The organism is Bacteroides sp. AM54-2NS, assembly GCF_003602935.1.
GTDB classification, from domain to species: Bacteria; Bacteroidota; Bacteroidia; order Bacteroidales; family Bacteroidaceae; genus Bacteroides; species Bacteroides xylanisolvens.
The window spans coordinates 26,720-51,736 of sequence record NZ_QTMZ01000010.1; the positions used below are offsets into that span (position 1 = coordinate 26,720).

Below are 25,017 nucleotides of genomic sequence, written 5' to 3' on the forward strand. Positions count from 1 at the left end.
TTTTTATTAACAACAACTTAAAATAAGGATAATATGCTATACTATAAATTCAAAAACTACGAAGAGTTCAAGGAGCTTTTCGGGATTGTAAAACATGGTAATGGGAACAAAAGCAGAAAGAATAAAATCCTGCTTGCTTTCATAAAGAATAAGGAACTGCTACATAATGCGGTTGTTTCAGGAGATTATACACTACTCCACATATCGGATATCACAACAATGAAGAATACGGTGATAGAAAAAATAATAAGAAGCGGTGGGGAGGATGAAACATTGTCATATTGTGTGAACCTGATTGGAAAAACTTACTACAGTTCAACTTATGGGACTGATGGGAATAAAGGATTATGTGAAGATGGTGACATGAAAGCCGTAAGATATATAAATTATGAGAAAGGAGAGAAAATCTTTAAAATGAGGCCGGGAAATTTTACAGGGCTATCATACTTGAAACAGCTTATGGAAAAACTCTTCCGGAAACAATACTGAATTTCCTTTGTGAGGAGTTTGCTTCAGAATGGCAAACCTATTCTATGGGGAAATTACCGAAGAACAAGCTTTTTGTGAATAAGGATTTTGAAAGAATATACTCTTCTGATTGTTGTGAGGGTGATTTCGATTCGTGTATGGTTGACAAGGAACAGCACAGTTTCTATGAGAATGCAGTAAATGCAAGTGCAGCCTATCTTGAGAATGAGGAAGGAAAGATTATTGCAAGATGTATAATCTTTAATGAAGTAAAGGATCAGGACGGAAAAATATGGAGACTTGCGGAAAGACAGTATTCAAGCGAAGGTAATGAGATTCTGAAAAGGGCATTAATTGATACTTTAATAAAAGGAAAATATATTGATGGTTATAAGAGGATTGGTGCCTCATGTAACGAACCTAACGCATTTGTTAATGTTGATGGAAATTCACTATCCGGTAAAAGATTTACAATAGACTGTGATCTTGGATGGGATGAGACTCTAAGCTATCAGGACAGTTTCAAATGGTATAATATGGGTAAAAGAATTGCAGACAACTATGGTAATGGTGAACTGGATCTTGGAACTACTGAGGATTGCCTTGATAATTCAGAAAAAGAATATGATGATTACCACGGATATTATTGTGAGAGTACTACATGTGTTTATGTCGGTGGTAGAGAATATTACTGTAATACCAATGACCTTAGTGATTTTGTATGGGTAGAGTGTGAAGATGAATTTCATCATAAAGATGATGTAGAGGAGTGTCCTGAATGTGGAGAGTATTTTGTCACTTCAAGAGGTAAATATTCTGATATTACAGAAGAATATTATTGTAATGATGACTGTTTGGATAATGCAGAGGCCAAATATAAGCGAGAGAATTGGTATTATTCTGACTATGACGAAGATTATTATGAAACAGAGGATGAAATCACCAGCTTCTATAAATGGAACAGTATTATTGGAGAGTATGAAAAGAAAACAATATCAGAAAAGACAGTCGATGAACTTTTGGATAAGGAGAAACTTTACCGTTTTGGTGATGAACTGTTTGACACTGTGGACTGTTTTTCTAATCTTCCATACGGTTATCAACTAATTAAAATGGCAGTATGAATTTATTGAAGAAACTATATGAAATCCATAGCCCAAGCGGAAGCGAAAAGACTATGAAGAAGTTTATAAAGGGCTATGTGAAGAAACATATCCCTGGAGTAACATTCAGGAGTGATCATGTGGGAAACTTATATATGATAAGGGGGAATTCAGAAACTTACCCCTGTATTGTAGCTCACTTGGATCAGGTGCAGAGAGAACATTCAAAAGACTTTAAGGCTATAGAAACAGAAGAGATAATATTCGGTTACAGCCCCAAGAATAGAAGAAGAGAAGGAATTGGAGCTGATGACAAGAATGGAATATGGATAGCTTTGAAATGTCTGGAGAAGTATGAATGTATTAAAGTAGCGTTTTTTGTATCAGAAGAAATAGGATGTGTCGGTAGCAGAAATGCAGACCTCGGTTTCTTTGAAGATACGAGATTTGTTATAGAACCTGACAGAAGAGAATATGAAGATCTGATAACGGATATTTCATTTACCTCATTATGCAGCAATGATTTTTTAAGGGACATCGGTTTTGAGAGGTTCGGATATAAAGAAAAACCCGGTATGATGACTGATGTACTTGAACTTAAAGAAAGGGGGCTGGGAGTAAGTTGTATAAATCTGAGTTGTGGATATTATGAACCCCACTCAGATGAAGAATTTACTGTAAAGAAAGACCTTCTAAATTGCCTTAGACTGGTAGAACATATCATAGAGAATTGCCAGTCAGTCTATCCTCATGAAAATCTTGATTCGGGATATTATAATGGATATTACGGAATGGATGCTGAAACTGAGATATGGGATATACTGAGTTGTGACCCGAATTTATCAGTGGAAGACCTTTATGAAATGTATCATACCAATTATCCGTTTCTTGAGGTAGAGGATTTTCAGAGAATATATAACGATTTTAATGAACAAATGGACGAAGAAGATTTATGGAAAGATATGAACTCGAAGAAAGCCGTGAATACAAAGTGGCCATGGTTTTAGAAGATGCACTGAATAATACGTGCTTTGATTATAAAATGTTTGCAGAGTCGGTTAAGTATTATCATCCGACACTACAGCAAAACCTGTTCAGACTTATAAGGGAAATTATAAATGTACAGGCCGACGTGAACAGATACTACGATGCAAGAAATAAGGCTTCACATGAGGTAGCAAAGAAACTGAAGGTCGTAGTGGAAAATGAGTGTTTACCCTATATATAATAATGTGTATGGAAAAGAATGATTCTTATGATTTGGAATTGGCTAAGTATATCTGGTCAATCCTAAAAACACAGATTACAATTTTCATGTCCTGGGGCGTTGAACCTAAAAGTATGAAGGTAATAGATGGAGGGCTTGAATTTGAATGTAACGGATTCAAGCATACCGGAAAAGTGCAGATTGTTCTTGATGAAGGGAAAGATCTGTTTGAAGTGCACCTAATTTCTGAAAATGGAGAAAAGGTGAAAACTATAGAAGACGTTTTTCTTGATAAACTCATTTCTGTGGTAGATGAGAATATTGAAAAAACGGAAGACTATAAAAAACGGATTTCTGAAACATATCATATTATGGAGTTTTAGGGAATCTAAGGGAAAAAGAATCCTGGGAAAAGTAGGAATATCAGAAAAACCGAAATTTCTCAGGATTTTCTGTTTTAACTCTTGCCTTAATGGTTATTGAACGTTCGTTTAGTATCCGTGAAGAGTGTTAATGAAATGTTAAACAAATATGGAGAAGCAGAAATATGTTGCTTATCTCCGACAGTCCACTAAGAAACAACAAAATTCAGGACTTGGAGTAGAAGCACAGAGAGAAATAATACAAAAATACCTGAGGACACAATTCCGATTTCTGAATATATAGAAACAGAAAGTGGAAAGAAATCTGACAGGCCTAAACTTTCAGAAGCTTTGGGAGAATGTAGAAAAACAGGGGCTACATTGATAGTGGCTAAGCTTGACAGACTATCCAGAAATGTAGCATTCACAAGCAAACTCCTGGAAAGTGATGTGGAAATAGTATTCTGTGATTTCCCGAAGGCTAATAAACTTGTCCTTCATATCATAAGCAGTATAGCGGAATATGAGGCAGGACTTATATCACAGAGAACAAAACAGTCTTTGAAAGCTAAAAAAGCAAGAGGTTTCAGTCTGGGAAAACCGGAAAATCTTTTGGAAAAACTTGATAAGGCTATTGAAAACAGTAACAGGACCAACAGGATGAAAGCACTCGATAATCCAAACAACAAAAGAGCTGCCGCATTTCTTAGAGTTCTGATTAAAGAAGAAAAATCATTATCAGAAATGGCGAGGATTCTGAATAAGGAAGGATTTGTAACTTCTCAAGGAAAAGAATTCAAACCGTCTCAAGTAAGTGTATTAATCAAACGTTACGGATTATGAATTACTATTACAAATACCACTTCTATGCTATTCAGTGTGGTAAAAAGATTAAGTTTCATGTATGTGCCAATAATGTTTACTCAGCTATTCAGAAGGCTAATAAGATATATCCGAGAGCTGAGAAGATACAAATGCAACATACTGAGAGAATGTGATTGAACTTTAAAAACTATTGTCGCCACAGTTTTCTTCATGGTGGAGTTTAGAAGGTGACACATTATTATATTATTATGGAACCTAAATTTGTATTGATACTGGATAATAGTACTGGAGCTTTGAGTATAATAGAATTGACAAAAGAAGAGCTAAGAGAATCAGAAAGTTATGAAGACTTTGAATCATTTCTTACAACTATCGAAAATAAGTATGGATTCAGATTGACTTATTCTTCATGGATGACTACTGAAAAACTTGACATCTATAGATATAAAGACGGAAAGGAGGTTGAAAATTAAAATGTAATAAGGGAGACTATCTGTAAAAAGGTAGTTTCTCTTTTTTTTATGGCAGAAGAGCCTTCTTGTCGCAGTCCTTACCATGAAGAACACATTCAAACAAGTGTTTCAGGTAATCCTGAGGATCTATATCGTTCAACTTACAGCTTTCTATCAGGGAGAAGATGAATGCCGAGTTTTCTGCGGCTGCCTCACTTCCTATATTCATACAGTTCTTGAGCAGCAGCTTTACAGGTTTCATTCTTTGCTCACAGAGATTGTTGGATATTTCCGCTGAACCGTCCTTGAGGATATTTCTCAAGGATTTCCACTGGTTTATCGTGTAGTTCGCAGCCTTTCTCATCAGTTCGTTAGCCATAATCTTCGCATCATGCATCATCATGACCACCTTATGATGGATACGTTCAAGAATAGGTCCTGTAAGTTTAAGTCTTTTTTCCTTTATCTGCTCGCCGCTGAGTTTCATTGTGCGGAACAGGTCTTCATTCCTGAATAAATCACCGATAGAATCTATTATGTCCATCGCCGTCCTGTCTGATGGCAAGGCATCAACCCACAACCTCCTGCAGTGTGTCCAGCATCCTATATGAAGCACCTTTGATTCTTCTCCGTCGAACATCCTGTAAACCGTATATCCGTCTGTAGATATAGATCCCATAAAATGCTCAAGGAAGGTCTTTGCTACATCAGAGGCTCTGCTGCCGTTATTGTAATGATAGTAAACCAACTTGACATGCTTTGCAAAGAAAGCCCATAAGTACTTTCTCCTGTAAGCCTTACCTTCCGGTGTTTCAACTCCGACAATTTCGGTAGTCTCATCAACCATAAGGTATTTTGCCTGTTGTACAAACTCCTTGAAGACATCTTCCATAAACTCCCTAAGCCTGGAGATTCCGTTATGGATATAGCCGTTCAGCGTGGTATTGCTTATGTGGATGCCTTCTCTTGCAAGCAGTCTTATCTGTCTGTTCTCAGGCATACTGAAGTCATATTTCAGACAAAGCAGACGGGCAAGCAAATCAGGGGAAAAGATTCCTCCAAGGTTTTTCAAGGGATGCTCCATCGTGTTAGTGAAAGTGCCATCTGCAAGCTTTACCCTTGCCACCTTGTACACATGCTCCACGTTATGAGCACGTACATGTTCTATAAACCTGTATTCCCACACATCAGCCATTCCGTTACGCTTCATAAGCCTTGCACCATCCGGGAGTTGGTAATAGTCTTCTATTTCATGAACAATTACCTTATCCACCTTCAGCCTGGTCTTTGCTGCACGGGGAGCAGTTTCCTTTTTCCTTGAAGGCCTGCAGTTCTGTGCAGGTACGTTACCGGAAGAGGTATTGCTGCCGGTACCGTTACCATCGGTCTTATTATCATCATCACCTTTCTTGCCAGAACCGTCGTACTCGGACTTCTCCATTGCAGACTTATCAATGTTACGGTTGTTCAGCAGCCTTCTTTGTTCTGAGGTACGGCCGAAACGGTGTTTCCTGCCGTCCTCAAGCTGAAGCCTGAGATTGGATATCTCATTTGCCAGCATCATGTTCACCTCGTCTTTTGCCTCAAGCTGCTTTCTCATAAGTTCCATTTCCTTTCGATTATTCTCGACTGTTGTAGACAACTCATTGATTGTATCAACCATAGCCTTGGAGTTCTCTTTGTTTGATTCTTCAATAGCCTTAAGCCTCGCAATCAGTTCGTTTACTTGTTTGCGAAGCCCCGCCTTTTCCTCATTCGCCAGACCCAGCTGGCAGCAAAGTAACTCGTATGCTCTTTCATCAATCATGATATAAAGGTACGAAAAATCAGGCAGTTACGCAAACTTTTTATCGTTTATTTTTGTGTCATTTTATTGATAATCAATGTATTAATATTAATCTTTCGGACTGACGTACATCTTGTCAACTACTATGCTTTCCGTAAGATAGGCCATGTCCGACCATTGTATCCGGTAGCATCTGGAAACTTCATCAAACACAGGTTTCTTGAACTTTCCCATGACAGGACGTTTCTCGTAAAGCACATAAAAACCGCGTTCGTAATGAAGTATCTTAACGACCTTCCGGTTACGGGACATGAACATATATACATTGGATGCATCGCTCGGGTCAAGTGACATCTCTTCCCTTATACTCTCACACAGGCGAAGATTCCTTTCCGCAAATCCACATTACCGTTGAACAGGTAATAGTTTAGGTTAGCACTCAGTCCAAGCATATCATCCTATCATTTTATTAAGCAACAGACTCAAATCAAGAACTGTGGTGTTTCTCAGAAACAGTGTTGCGCCAGATGCCAGTTGTAACTTAACCCATTTTATTGGTGGTTCGCCTTCCGGCTGTTTCACTTCCATCTTCACGGTTGGACTATTGCAGGGTTTACCGATTATCTGGACTTTTGCAACCTTGGGTTGCTCAACCTGGACCGTCTTGCCTAACTTCTCGCTCCATAGCTGATGACGTTGCCAGTTCATGAACTTGTCGTAGTTTACTCCATAATCCGCACAGAACTCGCGAAGATCCTTGGTCTCGCTGCATAACCGGTAGAGGTCATATACCTCCTGATAGTTTACTTTTTCTTTCGCCATAATCATTGATGTTATTTGGTTATGACGCAAAGGTAGGTTTAGGAAACATACGTGTCAAGGCGGAAAATAGAATGCTTACATTTCTTTAGTTCAAATTTACTTTAGAATCATCTGGATTTCAAAGGTTTATCCAAAAGTAATATTTATTGAAAATCTGACTTATCTGGAAATGACACAGTTTGAATTACGGTCTCGCTAATTTAATTTACATCCTCGACAGTCTTATTTTACACAAGCTATTGCCTACTTTTTTATGTTAATTTTTAATCTTTGAATCAGGGCGCCTGCTCCTAATTCGCATAAATTATTTAAATTCTATTTTTTCTTCAGTCTCCACTACTTCAAGCATTTTATTTGCCTTTCCTTTATATACGTTGTTATTAAACTTTAAATTTTTTGAACACACAACACTTATAACCGGATTATCTGGAAATTGTTGTGGATATGTTCCACTGTTAGTTATAATATTATCTGTAAAAGTTAACCCATCAACGTTAGTGATTTGCAATATCAGATTGTCAAAATGATTGAATGTATTTGATTTAATATTAATATTACTAAAAGCCATATTTTTATTTTTCTCATCTGTTCTAAAGCATATAACCCCTCTATCCATACCGCCAATAGTACAATCTTGGAAAGTATTATCCTCAATAGTAACATTTGCAGCATTACCAGATTCAAACCAAGAAGAACTTTCAACAGGGAGAAGTATAGCTTCCATTTCTGTAGAGAAATAATTATTTTTTACAACAGTTTTTTTAGGAGTAGAAATAAGCAAACCTCTGGCTCTATTTCTACTAATATCACAATTTTCAACTAAAACTTCAGGGTAAGCTGAAAGATTTTCAAGCAAATCGCCCACTTTTATGTTATCAGGTATAGATTCATTCAGATATACAATCTGATAGCGTCCATTTATCTGATCCGTCCCCTTTACAGTCAATTTATGATAGGCATGAAATGAATCAGACAAACGAACCAATCCTACTGTATCTCCAGTGCATGCAAGCCTGAAACCTAATTGCTGAAAATGCCCAACTCTCATTCTTAGAGTTTTATCATCAATTATCTCATAAACTTCCTGATATGCACCATGAACATTCATTGCATCGTCAAGCTGATTATGAAAAACACAATTGCGAAGGGAAACTTTTCCTCTACAACCTACAAAATGAGTAGCATCTGCAGTAGTCGACACCATCCTGTTACCAGATGGTTCAACGACACATTTATATAAATCCACATTACTACAGTTCTCAAAAAGAAATCCCATTCCTCCTGCATGATGAACTATTACATTTTCTGCTGAAAAGTCCTCTGTATCATTAGCCTTGAATGCTGGTGCAAATCTATTTTCACCCTGCTCTCCTTTTGAAGCTAATACCATTCCTATTGGAGGCATTTTTTTCCTATGGTTATACGCTCTCACAAGACCGGGTTTCAATTGTTTTACCTCCAACTGATTACGTCTCCCTCTATATCTTATATAATCATCTTTTGAATCCGTTTTATATTTATATTCAAAATCTTTATAATTCTTTTCTTTGACTTTTGTCAATGTTGTTAAAGGTGTATATATCTCTGTTTGATAAGCAATAGCCTTTCTTGTCGGGTCATATAATATACTCTGCCCCAAAGAATGTTCGTAATATGGTTTAACAAAAACCAATTGTCCGTTACGTATTTCATAAGGATATTCCTTTGATATACTCATATCAAAAGAGCCATCACTGTTATGCGATGTTATAATTGACTCGCTATGGAACGGTTCCGCAAAATCAATTGAAAGATTTTTCACTCTGATATTTTTACAGTTTTCCATTAAAAAAGGAATCATCCTACCATGAAAAATAAACTTAGAACCATTCCCGTCAATGGTCAGATTTCTTTTATCTTTAAGCATGAATGCTATTCTTGCCATCACATCATTGTGATTGGAAATATAACAATATTTCTCGTAAGCAAATTCAGGATAGAAATGATAAGTACCTTTTCGAAAGAAATAGTAGCAGCGGCATCATAACTAAGTTTATTAATTATGTTATAAACACATGACGTAGCATCATCGCCTTCTTCTAATGATATTGTAAAATTCAGGTCACCATGAATATTTGAGGAACAAGATGCTGTAAGCAGCATATTAAAAATAAAAACCGATAACAACAAAAAAGTAAATTTCATTCGCATAATATTAAATATAAAAAACAAGAATATTAATATCAATAACATCTAACCTCATAAAGTCTGATATGTGGACATCCGTAAGTTTCTTTCAAATTAATTCTTACCTTAGTCACTGACATTGCCGGGAAACTGACTGGAACAAATCTTTTTATATTATCAGTAATTTCACCACAGTATGCCATCGTCCCTTAGAATAAACATCTACCGAGAATGTTTTAACAAGTTCAGGAGCATACCAGGAACTTGATCAAAATTCTTTGCCGGATTCTTATGCATCATTATCTTTCTATGAAGATTTGTGTCAAACTTTATTTCTACACTCGACATTTCAACAGGCTTTTTCCACTCCAAGAACAACTTTTCATTCAAACCATCAGACTGCCAATGATGAATTTTATTTTCTTCATCTCTTGCTACACCATCAAACAAATTATGGACATCACCTGATGATGTAGAAGTAGCCCAAACTTTATCTACAGTTCGAGTTAGATCATTAGAGTCATTAGCCGGTCTGTTAGGAATATAGTAATCGTTTCGTAACATTCTTTCTTGAAGTTCATCAATATAAGAAAGATATATTTCGCGCGGATTTATATTTTTTTCTATACACATAGCAGTCGCCACACCAACAGCCTGTCCCATCATACAGCAAGTACCAATTATGCGAGTAGAGGATAGAGCCATATGCGACACACTAACATTACGTCCTGCAAACATTAAATTAGGAACATTCTTTGAATAAAGACAACGATAAGGTATTTCATACACTTTTTTAAAACGTTCGTGGAAATAACTCGGACGCTGATCCAATGACAAAATCCCACCCGGACAATGTTCATCTAAAGACCACCCTCCCCAAGCCACAGCATCATCGAAATGTTTATAGCTAAGCAGGTCTTTTTCAGTCAGAATATAATCACCCATAAAACGTCTTGACTCGCGCTTACCAGGAAGGGATCCCACCCATTCCAAGGACAAATTTGCAGCCTCTGGATACTCACCTGAATTTTTGACATAATCCCACACTCCATAAAAATAGGCCATCAAATCATGTCTATTCTTTTCACGGTCTGCTATAATATCTTTAGGACTACCAAGCTCTACCCACCAAAACCCCTCCTTAAGGTTTTTGATTTTACGATCAACAGCCTTTGAAGCGTCAAACTTCTTTGTATAAGACGGCGGATAGAAAGGTACTGGACGCCCCATATCTTTGGTTATCATCATTATACTCTCCCCCATCATCCATCCGTCCGGTTCATCCGGAGCGTATTTCTCTCCAAATTCAGCTTTTCCTTCGCGTCCAGTACGATATTCGGCTCCTGAAGTTGCAGCAAAAAGCCCATCTCCAGAACAGTCAACAAAGATTTTAGCATTTATAACAACTTCTGTTCGGTAGTAGATTGCCAGCAAAAAGCAGACTTTATACGTTCACCATCCATTATAGCCTTTATAGCCTGCGTGTTCAGCATTAGTCTCAGATTAGGTTGCCTTACTACATAATCATACAAAACATGATCCCAAATGGGATATGACTCTTGCGGATTGTATTTTTTATTTTCAAGAAGTATCTCTTCAATGATTCCGGTTTCACGTTCAACGGGATTCTTAGCTTTTAAAGTCTGAACCCCATTTACAGTAACTCTAATTTCACTTGAAGCATTACCCCCTAACACAGGACGGTCGTTTATAAGAACAACATCTGCGCCTTGCCGGGCAGCAGCTACCGCAGCGCTTATACCAGACATCCCAGCCCCTATTACCGCAACATCACAATTAACTGTTTTACTTCTCTCAGGTATTTCACTACTACCAGTTCCCAAGCAATACCATTTATGTACCCTTGTTGAATCAGAGACAGCCCTTGCCTGATTAATAAATATAAATGACAAGAATATGCCTAAAAGATAGATTAAACTTTTATTCATAAGATTATTAGGTTTTAAATTTCATATGCAAATATAATCTTATGAATAAAGGTTTGTGTAGCAATAAATAATTAATATGTATTTCTGAGTATTTAAGTCATTATCAGATTCTATTTACCACGCTTTCCTTATATTTACTCGGAGCAACTCCATATTTTTCTTTAAAGAGTCTGCTGAAATGAGTTCTGCTCTTAAATCCTGTCATCATACAAACTTCTTTAACATTATATTCTTCTTTAACTAAAAGTTCCGCCGCTCTTTGGAGCCGGTAATTCTTCAATAATTCAAATGGAGAATCATTTGTAAGAGCTTTAACTTTTTGAAAAAATAATGAACGATTTACTCCTATTTCTTTTGCTAAAAGTTCCATATCAACACATTCATCATCAACATATTCATTAAATTTAGCATATAATGCACATATAAATTCATTGTCCTTTGCTGAAACTTCATTCTCGTTAGCAGCGATATTCAATGGTACACCAGATTGAAATCTTTCCCATAATTTAGCTCTATTATCTAATAATGTGCATATTCTGGTCAACACATGCTTAGGATAGAATGGTTTAGGAATATAAGCGTCAGCACCGGACTGTAATCCCTTAATCTTGTCATCTACTGTATTACATGCGGTCAATAGTATTACAGGGATATGGCTTGTCTTTAAATCTGATTTTATCACATTGCACAGTTCATTACCATCCATCTCCGGCATCATAACATCGCTTACTATTATGTCAGGCCACTCTTTATTCATACCATCCAGACATTCTTTACCATTAGCAAATGATTTGAGTGTAAAAAACTGACCAATAATCTCAGTCAGGAAAGAACGCATCTCTGTATTATCTTCAACTAAATAGACCAAAAAACGTAAATATTTAGAATCTATCTCAATTGATTTTATATCCCAATCTCCAACATATAAATCAGTTTCACCTTCTTGCTCATTAGTTTCATCAATAACATCAGCCTCTGTTACATTTTGTATGATAGGTAGATTTACAGTAAAAGTAGAACCTTCTCCTAATTTGCTTTCAACACCAATATTACCTGAATGCAGCTCTATAAGACGTTTTGTAAATGCCAGACCTATACCTGTTCCTCCTATGTTTTTCAAGCCCTGATTAGAGGCCTGATAAAATCTATCAAATATATAAGGTAGGTCTTTTTCTGATATGCCATCACCTGTATCATACACTTTAATAGTTAAAAGTTGATCATGATAAGAAATATCTATACCTACTTTGTCTCTCTGAACGGTATGTTTAAAAGAATTGGTAAGAAGATTATTCAACATCTGCTCTATCATACTGTAATCAGCATAAACGTTTACATTTTTATTAGGATAGTTTACAACAAAATCTTTATTATCGTATTTTGCCATAAACATAAAATCTTCAGTAATATCTTTTAAGAATTTATTGAATGAAAACATACATGGTTTCACCTTTAACATATTCCGTTCATTTAATTGAAGTTCATGAGACAATTCAATTAAATTAAGCATCTTCTTAGCCTGTCGCTTTATTATAGCAAGCTTTTCTTTTACATCAATATCAAGTGAAAATCTTTCTGATAACACTGTAATAGGGGCAAGAATTAAAGTAAGAGGTGTTTTAAGTTCATGTGAAATATTAGAAAAAAATCTCTGTTTCTCTATATTCAACAATTCTAAACTCTTTTTCTGTATAGCTTCTTCTCGTAACTCATACTTTAATCTTTGAACACGCATAAGATTATACACAATAATTGAAATAAACAAAATAGCCAGCAGAACATAAATCACATATGCAATTGCAGACCTGCTAAATGGAGGAGCTATGTTTATACCTATAGAAATGGGCTTAGTCCATTCATCAAATGAATTAGAAGCAGACAAAGAGAGTCTATAGTTATCAGGTTTAAGACCATTAAAAGAAAGTTTTTGATCTTTTGCCGGTATTTGAATCCATTCATCATTTAGCGGCTCAAGCTTATATCTTATAAAATGATCGGTAGCCACCTTAGAGTATAAAGCGTCTATATCAAAAGAGATACTATTTTCATTATATTTAAGGTTTAAAACATCATTGTCAGACAATCTTGAATCAATAATAATTCTATCATTATATTTTTCGTTCGGTAATATTTTATCACTCAATACATTAAAAGATCTAATATGTAATTGTGGAAGGTCCTCCTTCTTGGGAAGTAAATCCGGATTAAAATAGCAAAATCCTTCAAATTTAGAAAAAACCAATGTTCCATCATTCAACATAAAACTTGCGTACCAGAAATCATCAAAAGGAAGACCATCAGATGTTCTATAAACATGAAATGAACCACTATCATTTCTATAAATGTTCAATCCTATATTAGTTGCAATCCATAAATTTCCTGATTTATCACACAGTAAGCTTTTTACTACATTATTTGACAAACCATCTTCTTCTGAATAGGAAATAAACTTCATCCTTTGTCCATCCTCTTCTATAGCCCTACATAAACCTCCTTGTTCAGTTCCAAACCATAATATTCCACTTTTATCACGTATAATGCTTGACACAAAATTACTGGATAGAGAATGTTCATCTCCTTTGTCAAACATATAATGTTCTATCTTGATATCCTTTATAGGTTTCTGTCTGTCAATATATAATTGATACATTCCTTGCACATCTGTTCCTACAAACATAGATGAAGTTCTACTATCCCAATACATTGCTCGTATCTTAGATATGCCACAAGAATCCAGATGTATTGATTCCACTTCGTCTATCTCATGGTCAGAAGTAAAAGAGATACGATAAAGATTATCTATATACCCTAACCAAATATTACCCATAGGGTCTGAATAAAAAATCTGAGGGGAGTCATCTTTCAATAATAACAGCTTAACGTCCTTGTATTCTTTAAGTTTGGCATTCTTATCATAAGAGTACAATCGGTTTTCTTTAGTTAGAATCCACAGTCTGTCTAATGAATCTACATAAAAAGACTTAACATTGTTTTGTAATTCCTTACTAATGACAGAAACGAATTCTGAGATTTTATTCTGTCTGAAATCATAAAGATAAAGAGATTTGTTATTTTTTGCCAATAAGCCATCACCGTACGCGGCTACTTGATAAAATTTGAATCCTTTGAAATCAACTTTCTTGAAGATTTCATTTTTAAAGCTGTAAAAATGAATACCTCCATCGAATGTAGATATACAATAGCTATTGTCTAAAAACGATATCTCACTAATCCTTTTGTAGTCAAGTAATTTCATTTGATATTCAGAGTTACCGTCTGATGGATAAACCATTACACCATCATTTACAGTACCTATCCATATCCTTTCATTATCCTCCAATTCAAACGTTTTTATAGCACTTCCTATATTAAACGTATTATGTATTTTTATTTCAGAAAGAATACCATTGTCAACCACATGGCTGCAATCATATAGGATAGAGCCACTGCTTATATATATATTATTATTTCTCGACACTCGCAAACAAGAAGAGTCTTTTATCTTATCATTATTAATCTTGTATAATTCTTTATTAGTTGTATTATAACAAAATATTCCAATATTAGAAGACAAAAGATAATTATTGGCATCTATAGCACATAAATCATTAGCTTCAAGTCTTTTAGGATATGATATATTAGTAACTAACGATAAATTCATATCATACTCCAATATACTGTTACTTTCAGAAAGACAAATCATAATTTTCTATGTTTGTCAAACATAATTCGTCGTATTATAAAATTGAAATTCGACTTGAATTCATTCTTATTGTTTACAGATAAACGATAGAACTTATATTTATCATAGTCAAAGACTGTAATTCCTTCATCGGTTCCAAGCCATAATCTGCCATATTCATCTTCTGCAATACACCTGATTCTATTGCTATTGAATAGATTCTCAGATAATGTGTTTTTGTATATCTTTACGGTAAATCCATTATATTGATTTAAACCATCGTATGTACAAATCCACAAATATCCTCTCGAATCTCGCATTGTTGCCGTTACTCCATTATGAGACAAACCATTAGAGATATTTACATTATTTATATTACATAATGATAATATATTTTCATTACTTGAAAACATACTAATAGCGGTCATCATAAATATTATATAGCACACAAAATGTTTCATAAAAAGGAGTATAATAAAAATATTAAGTTATTTGATAACAAAACTAAATATTTTTATGGTAATAAACAAAAAAGAGAATGTTTCCATTCTCTTTTTTGTTATAAGTATGGTATATCTACAACTTTCTTCTATTACTTTTTTGAAATCTTAATATCATCCACGTAGACAGTTCCGACTCCTCCCCATTTAGGATTCGAACTTACAGAAATAGACATTTTAGCGCTTTCTAAATCCGGGAATGTTATATCCTGTTTAAGTTCTACCCATTTATTCTTTTCAACTCCTTTCAAATTCCATTTTATTGGGATAAACTTAGTATCTTTTGTCGCTAATATATTGGTAGAAAAGCCCATAGGGCATACATCATCTGCATAAACTTTCAGGCTTACTGTATAGGTTCCCGAATTTAAATTTATCTTTGAGCCAGATTCTTTCTCTACAATTGACTGACATTGCAAAGTTTTTATATTTCCGAAATCCTGGCAACTGATTTTCAACGAATAATCACCCGAAGCGGCTTTATCCTTAGTAACCATCACCTTGTCCCTTTGTGCAGGTACTATCCACCAATTTACAGGTTTCTCTTTTACTTCTGTCTCGAAACCATAAGCCATTTCATTTAAAACATTCTGTGCGTTGACAGTACCAATTCCGAATACCATAAAACATCCCAAAGCTAAAAAAATCTTTTTCATGAATAATAATTTTAAATTTGTTAATTACTTGGTTTACTAACATCACGATACATCTTGATATCATCTATATATATAATTCCTTCCTGAGGTGTACCATTAATTGTCGGGAATAAGATATTTAATTTTGATTTACCGGGAACTAAAGGCTCAGCAAATCTGTACTTAGCAGAAACTTTTATCCACTTATCGGTTTCTTTATCCCCTAAATTCAATTCCGCTTCTTGAAGAGTTTGGCTTGAATAGGGGAATTGAATACCAAAGTTTATCTTACTCAGTGTCCCTTTATCCTTTATATAAATCCATCCCTCAACAATATAATCACCTGCAGGCCCGTTCAATTCTGATTCAGCTGCAGCTGTTTGACATTGTACACCATTACCGTAATTAGTTCCAGCAACAGCTTTATTTGAATCGTACAATAAGCTTCTATTACCTGAATAAGCAAAATCCGAGCATACACTATATACAGGAAAATGCTGCAAGTACCATCCGAAGAGACTCTTATCATTTTTTATTTCTCCCTCAAAGCCTCGTATAACAGGATCAGTTATTACAGGATCGAAATATTTCGGTTTCACGTCAACCATATTTTGCAATGTCCTGTCATAAATATCAACAATCGGATTTCCTTCAAAACCTCGATAACTTACTTTTATCTCCTCATCTTTATATACCGGATTCATTAAATTAAGAATTAAAGCATTAGATGTTTCATTCAAAGCCAAGTCAGAAATCTCCACATTGTATTCATCAGATATTACTGTAAAACAGCCTAAATATTCCTGAAGTTTATCTTCTGCTATTTTTAAAGTACTCTTAAATGACAATTGAATCGCCTGCATATCAACAACTTTGCACTCTTCTACCACAAAAGGCGTAGTGGGTGCTATTATATTTACCTTCAAAGGAATATATTTACTTTGTTTTGACGCAGGTTTATCCGGTTCCTTAACGCCTTCTTCCTTTGATTTTCTTTCCATTGACAGGTAGCCCAAATTGCCTTCCGAAATCTTCGCAGCCTGGAAGACACTTGTCATTCTTATTATCTTTGGGTCTTCATTTATGATTTCTTTCTTAGTTTCGATTTCCGCAAGTCCTGTATTAAGTTTCCAAAAATTTTCATCAGGTTCGCCATAAATATCTGCCGATATTGTTAATTCCTCACCTACCTCAATAGACAGTTTGTCCCAAGCTGATGAATTTGCAACAAGATACTCCTCGTCTCTTGACACCTTCAGTAACTCTTCATTATTTCTTGACATTGTAATATCTGCCGTGACATAGTCGAGTATCTTAAAATGCATTAACGTATCAAAAACCCACACTCCTTTCTCTTCATCAAAGAACGATTCCTTAACTGGGTCTCCGGGAAAAGTCTGTTGATTCTGACCTGCTTCAGAAAGTCCGTCATATATCACCTTATCCCTGAAAGTATTTGTCAGTCTGACGGTTTTAGTGCCGGGTTCCTGAAACAGCACATGTACTATATTTTCGTTCGAGACTTTACCCGCATCAGGTATTATGAATTGTTCGAAAACAGTATCAGCCTTATTAAACTCACCTTTAATAAAACAACATCCTTCATCAATTGTCCATGAGTGAGACAAGGCATTATGCGACAAATCCATAAATGAGATTGGATTGCCTTTTTCGAGTATATGTGTCGACCATTGATTTACCACCTGAGTATTGATAAAAGCAATATCTGAGAAGTTATTAGGAACAAACAGACTTTCGTTCTCACCACATCCCGATATCAAAAGTCCGGTCAGTGCCAACGATGTATATATAATATTTTTTATACGCATAGCAACATTATTTCTTATATAAATTAGGATTATTCTGTTCTTCTAACAAAGGAATCGGCCAATAACCGTTTCTTGTCTCATCGTAGTTCTGGGCAGCAAGTATATAATCTTGCAGTTCAGGATATAATTCTCCTTCGGGTGATGGACCATATTTCAACCAGACTTTATACCTTGGCTTAGTACTTTCCGGAACATTTCTTGGTTCAAGATGATACACTTCTTTACTAAGTTCGGTATATCGTTGTTTTGCAATCCCCCATCTTCTTAAATCTATAAATCTCAAAGCATTACCCTCTGCCGACATTTCAAGAGGTCTGTCGACATCCTGCAACTGTTTAAAGAGGGTTTCTGCATTATATAGTTTCCCATCATATGCTTTCATCGGACTAAAAGACGGATTCTGTCCTGGTGTTCCTAAGAGTTCCAAAGCCCATCTGTCTCTAATAAGATTCATATATTTCAATGCTTCCTCTACATCAGGATTGTCCTTTCTCAGCATACATTCAGCATACATCAGATACACATCAGCAAGACGATTAACAATTACATTCTTACCTGATTTTCTTTCTCCATCCGGCAGATTCTTCTCATCATCAATTATATCCCAATTTGAATATTTCCTGTAATAACCAACTGCCGTTTTTTCGTTTACTGAAACCTTAACAGAAGTATACGGGCTAAGATAATAAGGAGTATTGTCATCTTGCACCACTGCTATCATTGCAGAGGCTCTGAGAGAAATAGATCTAAGACTGTCTTTCTCTTCTCCATTTTCATCTATATAATGTATTCTGTTACGTTCGTCATTCGGATTCATCTTTTCTGTCTGATACAAATGTGTAATCCAGCAAGGCAGTGTAAATGACTGAGAACTTGAAGTGTATCCAAGCCTGTTGGTCGGAGCATTTTCATCATATGCATTCATTTCAGGATGTACTCCCAACTGATAGTTAATCTCAAATATAGATTCCTTGTTAAACTCTCCTGCCGATGTAAACATCAGACTCATATCATCTACAAGCTCGTATCCATATTCATCATTATTTATCACATCATTAAAATAAACAATGGCCTTTTCAAAATCTTCTGAATAAAGATAACTTGTACCGAGAATTGTAGCCGCTGTTCCTTTTGTTACTTTTTCACTTTTGCTACCATAATTCTCAGGAAGATTTTCGTATGCATATTTCAAGTCTTCGCGGAAAAACTCCTGTACTTCATCAGCAGGTGATACAGGTTTATGAAAATCGTTATCGTTTTTAGGGACTGAATCAAATATTATCACTTCTCCGTTGTTAAAAACAGAATGAAGATAAAAATGGAAAAGCCCTCTGAAGAATCTGGCCTGTGCCATTTGCTCTGTCCATTCTTCATTTTTCACCTGACCTCTTTCTGCAAGAAGATTAAGGGCTTCTATAGTCTGATTAGCCCTGAAGATACCTGTATATAATGCCGACCATTTGTTAGATACTCCACTGTAAGATTTTGTATAAGTCTGATTATAATAAGCGGCCAAAGTTTCATTCTGTGGATTCCCACTTCTTCCATATCCAGGATATCCCATATCCGAGCAGATTGTCATTTCTTCTATACTTAATACATTATGATTAAACATCGCATTATAGACTGTAGTAAGCAATGACTGTGTACTTTTCAGGTTTTCAATTCGATCTTCGAATGTAGGAGCGTTAGGATTAGGGGCGTCAAACGAATCCATACAAGCAGACAGCATCAAGCCTGAAAGTGTTATTGTATAAATTATATTCTTATTCATAAATTAAAAATCCAATTTTACACCAAACATATATTTTTTACTTATAGGATAACCTCCTTTGTCAAGACCTCTTGTGGAAAGTCCGTTACCACCATTCTCAGGATCCATACCGGAATATCTTGTCAACGTAATAAGGTTCTGTCCTGTTATGAAGAATCTTATGTTTGACAGTTTAAGTCTTGTTGTCAACACCTTTGGCAGTGTATATCCGAGAGTTATAGCTTTCATTCTGAGGAAAGAGCCATCCTCTACCCACAGGTCACTGTATCCTATATAGTTCATATGGTCCTTACCGTCACCTCTGTATGCAGGTATATTTGAAGTTGTATTAGCTTCCGACCACTGATACAATAGTGCTCTGTTTCTTCCGCTGTCGAATGACATAGCTTCTGCACCGTTGATAATTTCATTTCCAACCGATGCGAACCACTGCGTCGAGATGTCAAAGTTTTTATATACTATATTAAGATTCCATCCCATTTCAAAATCCGGCAATCCACTACCGCAATATGCTCTATCATTATTAGTTATGGCACCGTCACCATCCATATCTTTAAATATGAGGTCACCCATCTTGGCATCCGGCTTTATCTTCTGATATTCCACAAGTTTTTCTATCGTATTTGCCACTCCTGACGTTTTATAGAGGAAAAATGCTCCGGCTTCATATCCTTCTGCAAATACCGTAGTTACAGAATTGGCATCACCGCTTATAATCATAGAATTGGAATTATACATTATAGCTCCATCTCCACCTAAATTAGTAATTTCATTAACGTTTTTGGAGAAGTTTACATTTGTTTTCAGGCTGAATTTTCTTTTGGCATATCTATAACCTAAGTTAAGTTCTATACCCTTATTCAGCATATTTCCAACATTCTTTGTTACAAGAGAATTTGTACCTGTACCTACTCCGGTAGATGCAGGCAGTTTCACTGTAGCAAGCATATCCTTCTTGTCTGTTCGGTATATATCGCCCGAGAGTGTAAACATATTCTTCATAAAAGCCATATCAAAACCGACATTTGTCTGTATGGAAGTTTCCCATTTTACGTCAGGATTTGCATAAGTAGTAAGAATAGAACCGTAGTTTACACTTCCTGATGCTGTAGGATAATCTATACCGGATTTAACAGTCGAAATATAACTGTAGGACGGGAAGCTCTGATTACCAGTAGTTCCGTATGATGCTCTTATCTTGAATGTGTTCATCACTCTTGAAAGTTTTTTCCAGAATTTTTCGTCGGACACATTCCATCCACCTGAAACCGATGGAAAGAATCCCCACCTGTTTTCTTTAGCAAACTTTGAAGAGGCATCGGCACGTGTACTGAGGCTCAAAAGGTACTTTTCTTTGAAACTATACTGCACCCTACCGATAAATCCCAACAATCTGTCTATATAAAACGTTTTTGAATTTGCAAATGGACGCCTGCTTGCTCCGTTTATCACCTCAATATCGTTGTTCATAACGCCATAACGTCCTGCATCAAAACCTTTGAAATCATATTGTTCATAAGAAGCAAGAGCATTTACCGCCAGTTTATGGGATTTGTTGAATGTTGTGTTATAGTTAAATCCACCAAACCAGCTGAGTGAAAATCTGCGTGTAGCTTCATTCATCGCCTTACTTGAACTCGAGCCCACACTTACTTCCGTACCTTCACTATCATAAACCGAAGCATTTGGGACAAAATTTTCCCTGTATGTATTGTTAAGATTTATTCCAACTTTAGTAGTAAAAGTAAATGACTTGAACAGCTCATAGTCAAAACCGAAGTTTCCGGAAAATGTATTCTTGTTTGTTTCGTCCTTTGTCTGGAAAGCTCTAAGCAACATACTAACCTGATTAACCTCTGATGAATATCCTACGCCTGGCACCTCAAATTCGTCCTCCTCCCTATCTATATAAGGAGTATACGGCATGAAGTTAAGAGCCTGTCCCAACGACGTTCCTGAAGCTTTGCGAGTCTTATCCATTGAGAAGGAGGTACTCAATGACAGTTTAACACGATTCTTTCTGTAATTTAAGTTGTTTCTCATATTAAATCTGTCATATCCGGAATTCATAACTATACCATCCTGTTTGTAGTAGCCAGTCATTACGCTATATGTAAGTTCTTTTGTACCTCCGGACAATGTAAGGTTATAACTTTGTTCAGGGCGCAATCCCTCTTCAAGTATCATGTCCATTACATCGGTATTGTTCATATAATAGTACTTATTCTTGGAAAGCATATAGTTTATTTCCATGTCCGAAAAACCATCGAGTCGTCCATCCAATATTTCACAATATGTCTGTTCGCGCGTATCCATTACCTGTGAAAGCTTGTCATAGGCTATTTCCTGAAAGCCATAGGTGGCATCTAAGGAAACTTTCATCTTTCCTGACTGTCCTTGTTTTGTTGTTATCAATATAACACCTGCGGCACCTCTTGTTCCATAAATAGCACATGAGGCAGCATCTTTAAGGATATCTATGGTAGCGATTTCGTTACTACTCAGATTTGGATTTCCTTCCTGAGGAACACCATCAACAACAAACAAAGGCGTGTTTGAACCTGATATGGAAGTTACGCCTCGTATCTGAATATTAGCCACCGAACCAGGATCACCTGCGCTTGATGTAACACTCACACCTGAGACAAGTCCTTGTAAAGCCATACCCACGTCTGTACTTACCACATTCTGCAGTTCATCAGATTTTACCTGTATAGCTGCTCCGGTAAGCTCTTTCTTCTTGACAGTACCGTATCCTATGGCAACTACTTCATCAAGCAAGACTGCATCGGATGATAACACGACATCCATCTTGTTTGATTTTACTGTCATTACCTTTCTTTTCATACCGATGTAAGAGAAGGCAATTTTATCTCCTTTTTTCGCCATTATAGAATATTCCCCGTTCAATCTGTAATAACACCAGTCTTGTTATCTCCTACGATTTTCACAGTAACACCTATCAATGGCTCTCCATTCTCTTCATCAGTAACTATGCCTTGCACTTTAAGTTTTCCCTGAGCCATAACGTTTATCGATATGGTCACAAGGAGAAACGACATACAGAATAAATGTTTTAACAATGTTTTCATTATATTATTTCTTATGGTTAGGAATTATTTCTATTCTAAGCTAACTTCGAGCAATTGTACCTCATTAGGTTTCATCACTATCTGTGTTGCAGATTTAAGGCCTGTAAGTACTTCGCTTACAGACTTGATATTTCCTTTAGCAGCTGACATACTGACTGTAGCATCCGATTTTCCTATATTAACAATGTTTACAATATACTTATCTTTATCTTTATCTTTTGCTATAACTCTCCATTCGCATCCCGGCATATTTCTGTCATTTGTTTCAGCAATAGAAATCGCAGGCATTCCTTTATTTGATTTTACAGCAGCCAATGCCTTGTTTTTCATCTCATTTAATGTTGACACTACAATAAGTCTTCCTTTACCTTGTTTCAAAGTCAAGTCCATTTTTCTGCCATACTCGTCAGTCTTGAAACTTTCGCTGTCCATAATTACGGTTCCGCCCTCGTCAAGATACTTTTGGATAATCTCAATATCCGATTTAAATGCATATGGAGTCTTATATATGACAATTGCATCCCATTCATGAGGATTGTTTTTCAGTATCCCTTCTGTAGCAAATCCTATTGGAAGACCGGAGAAATTGAGTTTCTCGTAAATACTAAACACATCATTCATATGTGCCGGCTTATTTATAGACGAGGCTTTTGTATAAAATATTCTCAGAGGCTTACGCTGACGCTGGAAAGACATTATATAATCCGATACTGAGTTCAAATCTATCATTGTGGCATGTACTTCATTGACAATCCTCGGCTGATGATTATTCGAACCGGCATAACCGTTAGAATCCGAATTCTTTCTGGAAGAGCCGTCTTCTCTTCTACACCAGTACCATGTCTGAGTAGCCGTAAGTCCATGAATAGTCGCCAACCAATAATTACCCCTGGCATATTCCTTTGTTTGGTACAAATCTCTGTACTTTCCGGTAGAAAGCATATGCCCTTCTGTATTAAACATTACTTTATCAGGACTGACCGACTTCATAAAATCGTATGCCATACATATTTCCACCCAGTCGAATGCATAATTCTTCTCCCAAAATTTAGGTTTACCCCACATCCATGCACCGCACGAGCTTGCATCGTTTCCTATTATCTCACTATTTCTCGTTAGAGCTTCAAGGTCTATACCACTGTCGCGCTTATTGTCTGACCAAAGATTTGGCATTATCTTGATATGAGTCTTAGCCTGTGGGTCGTATTTCCTGATTTCATTCTTCAGGAAAGAGAACCATTCTGTCACCCTGTCCATATTGAATGCCATAAAATCAAAATACATAGGACTGCCTTGCATTGATTCTTTCATTATCCTCGGTCCATTTACAGATGCGAAGTCTTTATAAGACGTACCCCACAACTTGTTCAACTCGCCAATGTTTCCATGTTTGTTCCTTAGCCATTTCCTGAATTCTTCATATGCATATTCCGATATAGGTGCCGAAGCCCAGGTTTTCTCTATACTGTTCCAGTGAGGCTCATTACAAAGCATATATCCCAGCTCTGTATATTGCTTCCCGGCCATATATGGCACCGTACCTTTTATCAAATCAGAATTCACCTGCCTTGCAAGCGGGTGGTTAATGTCGTACATTGTATATTTTATACCAGGACCATCTTTTACTGTCGGATCTTTTTTTTCAGCCCATTTCGGGAAATTTGAATGATTAAGAAATACAAAACCTATGCTTCCGTCATCTCTCTCTTGAAGTTCTTTAAGAACCTTCGGACTAATATCCCCCTTGTCATTGATGACATTTCCATTAGTCAGAAAAAAACCGTCAAGATCGCCATGATACTCGATATACTCTTTTATACGTGGTTTCCACGTCCAGTCTGCCAAGAAAACAGGCTTACCTTCGTAGACCAACATATCTTTATCAACCTTCACCTTTGTCCAATCCACAACAGGCGTAGGCAAACGTTTCAACTCTCCCTTCATCACTGCGTCAAGCTCGGCGATTGAAGAGTTCATCATTTCTATAATTTCTTGTCTTTCAAAGTCAGGAAGTAGCTTAGCATACTTTTCAGGTTCTTTCTTGTATCTGGTCACTAACGAAAAATGCTTTACATTGGCATCAACGTTATTCTCATCCCATGTTGCATAACCCATGAAAATCTCAGCCGTACGTAAAGCTGTTTCTTCCTTCAGAGTGTTTACACCTGTTTTTTTTGCCTTGGCTATAAGCTTGCGTAACTCCTTTATTTTGTCAGATGCTTCATCTTCTTTGCTTGCATAAGATAAAGACTCTGCCCAAGCATCGGTATTCGAATAATAAATATCAGCCGACGCATTAAAAGCAACACTTAGGAAACCAAGAAAAGCAAAAGACTTAACTGAAGTAATTTTAAGACTCATGATA

17 protein-coding genes and 2 pseudogenes are annotated in these 25,017 nt (G+C 36.1%); 7 read left to right on the forward strand and 12 right to left on the reverse strand.

All coding sequences use genetic code 11. The features are described from left to right. The first annotated feature begins 33 nt into the window (after positions 1–33). From DXA05_RS27285 to DXA05_RS08575, 7 genes and pseudogenes are all read left to right on the forward strand, one after another. Complete coding sequence (locus DXA05_RS27285) at positions 34–489, forward strand: hypothetical protein (protein ID WP_284515475.1); 456 nt, start codon at positions 34–36, stop codon at positions 487–489. Between the two features lie 74 nt (positions 490–563). Continuing rightward, positions 564–1,592, forward strand: a complete 1,029-nt coding sequence (locus DXA05_RS08550; protein WP_284515476.1) for a hypothetical protein — start codon at positions 564–566, stop codon at positions 1,590–1,592. Between the two features lie 53 nt (positions 1,593–1,645). Then, positions 1,646–2,578: a hypothetical protein gene (locus DXA05_RS08555; RefSeq protein ID WP_225449536.1), complete on the forward strand. Its 933-nt coding sequence runs from the start codon at positions 1,646–1,648 to the stop codon at positions 2,576–2,578. Next, on the forward strand, positions 2,569–2,799 hold the full coding sequence (locus DXA05_RS08560) for a hypothetical protein (RefSeq protein WP_225449538.1): 231 nt from the start codon (positions 2,569–2,571) through the stop codon (positions 2,797–2,799). The genes DXA05_RS08555 and DXA05_RS08560 overlap by 10 nt, the downstream gene beginning before the upstream one ends. A gap of 8 nt (positions 2,800–2,807) precedes the next feature. Beyond that, positions 2,808–3,161: a hypothetical protein gene (locus tag DXA05_RS08565; RefSeq protein ID WP_072067666.1), complete on the forward strand. Its 354-nt coding sequence runs from the start codon at positions 2,808–2,810 to the stop codon at positions 3,159–3,161. Positions 3,162–3,309: 148 nt separating this feature from the next. Continuing rightward, positions 3,310–3,983, forward strand: a pseudogene (locus DXA05_RS08570) (recombinase family protein). A gap of 230 nt (positions 3,984–4,213) precedes the next feature. After that, positions 4,214–4,438, forward strand: coding sequence for a hypothetical protein (locus tag DXA05_RS08575; protein ID WP_004320035.1), 225 nt, complete (start codon positions 4,214–4,216; stop codon positions 4,436–4,438). Between the two features lie 46 nt (positions 4,439–4,484). On the opposite strand, the gene DXA05_RS08580 is transcribed toward DXA05_RS08575, so the two are convergent. From DXA05_RS08580 to DXA05_RS08635, 12 genes and pseudogenes are all read right to left on the reverse strand, one after another. Further along, positions 4,485–6,224 carry an IS66 family transposase gene (locus tag DXA05_RS08580; RefSeq protein WP_128859044.1) on the reverse strand — a complete coding sequence of 580 codons (1,740 nt, stop codon included), beginning with the start codon at positions 6,222–6,224 and terminating at the stop codon, positions 4,485–4,487. 87 nt (positions 6,225–6,311) lie between these two features. Continuing rightward, positions 6,312–6,655: pseudogene (tnpB, locus tag DXA05_RS08585) on the reverse strand (IS66 family insertion sequence element accessory protein TnpB). A 1-nt stretch (position 6,656) separates the two neighbouring features. Next, entirely contained in the window at positions 6,657–7,025 is a 369-nt protein-coding gene (locus DXA05_RS08590) for a hypothetical protein (protein WP_174522443.1), read from the reverse strand. 304 nt (positions 7,026–7,329) lie between these two features. After that, positions 7,330–8,949 carry a right-handed parallel beta-helix repeat-containing protein gene (locus DXA05_RS08595; protein ID WP_128859045.1) on the reverse strand — a complete coding sequence of 540 codons (1,620 nt, stop codon included), beginning with the start codon at positions 8,947–8,949 and terminating at the stop codon, positions 7,330–7,332. A 464-nt stretch (positions 8,950–9,413) separates the two neighbouring features. Further along, complete coding sequence (locus DXA05_RS27290) at positions 9,414–10,625, reverse strand: FAD-dependent oxidoreductase (protein ID WP_284515478.1); 1,212 nt, start codon at positions 10,623–10,625, stop codon at positions 9,414–9,416. Continuing rightward, positions 10,589–11,140 carry an FAD-dependent oxidoreductase gene (locus tag DXA05_RS27295; protein WP_284515479.1) on the reverse strand — a complete coding sequence of 184 codons (552 nt, stop codon included), beginning with the start codon at positions 11,138–11,140 and terminating at the stop codon, positions 10,589–10,591. Before DXA05_RS27295 ends, DXA05_RS27290 begins: the two co-directional genes overlap by 37 nt. A gap of 103 nt (positions 11,141–11,243) precedes the next feature. Continuing rightward, the gene (locus DXA05_RS08605) at positions 11,244–14,801 is read right to left on the reverse strand and encodes an ATP-binding protein (protein ID WP_165861492.1); all 3,558 of its coding nucleotides are present in this window, start codon (positions 14,799–14,801) and stop codon (positions 11,244–11,246) included. A gap of 613 nt (positions 14,802–15,414) precedes the next feature. Next, a complete protein-coding gene (locus tag DXA05_RS08615; protein WP_128859048.1) occupies positions 15,415–15,978 on the reverse strand; it encodes a hypothetical protein in 564 nt (187 codons plus the stop codon). A 20-nt stretch (positions 15,979–15,998) separates the two neighbouring features. After that, positions 15,999–17,786: a SwmB domain-containing protein gene (locus DXA05_RS08620; protein WP_128859049.1), complete on the reverse strand. Its 1,788-nt coding sequence runs from the start codon at positions 17,784–17,786 to the stop codon at positions 15,999–16,001. A 7-nt stretch (positions 17,787–17,793) separates the two neighbouring features. Beyond that, complete coding sequence (locus tag DXA05_RS08625; protein ID WP_072067620.1) at positions 17,794–19,560, reverse strand: RagB/SusD family nutrient uptake outer membrane protein; 1,767 nt, start codon at positions 19,558–19,560, stop codon at positions 17,794–17,796. Positions 19,561–19,563: 3 nt separating this feature from the next. Further along, entirely contained in the window at positions 19,564–22,449 is a 2,886-nt protein-coding gene (locus tag DXA05_RS08630) for a TonB-dependent receptor (RefSeq protein ID WP_128859050.1), read from the reverse strand. Between the two features lie 233 nt (positions 22,450–22,682). Then, entirely contained in the window at positions 22,683–25,013 is a 2,331-nt protein-coding gene (locus DXA05_RS08635; protein ID WP_072067618.1) for a beta-galactosidase, read from the reverse strand. Positions 25,014–25,017: the final 4 nt, after the last annotated feature.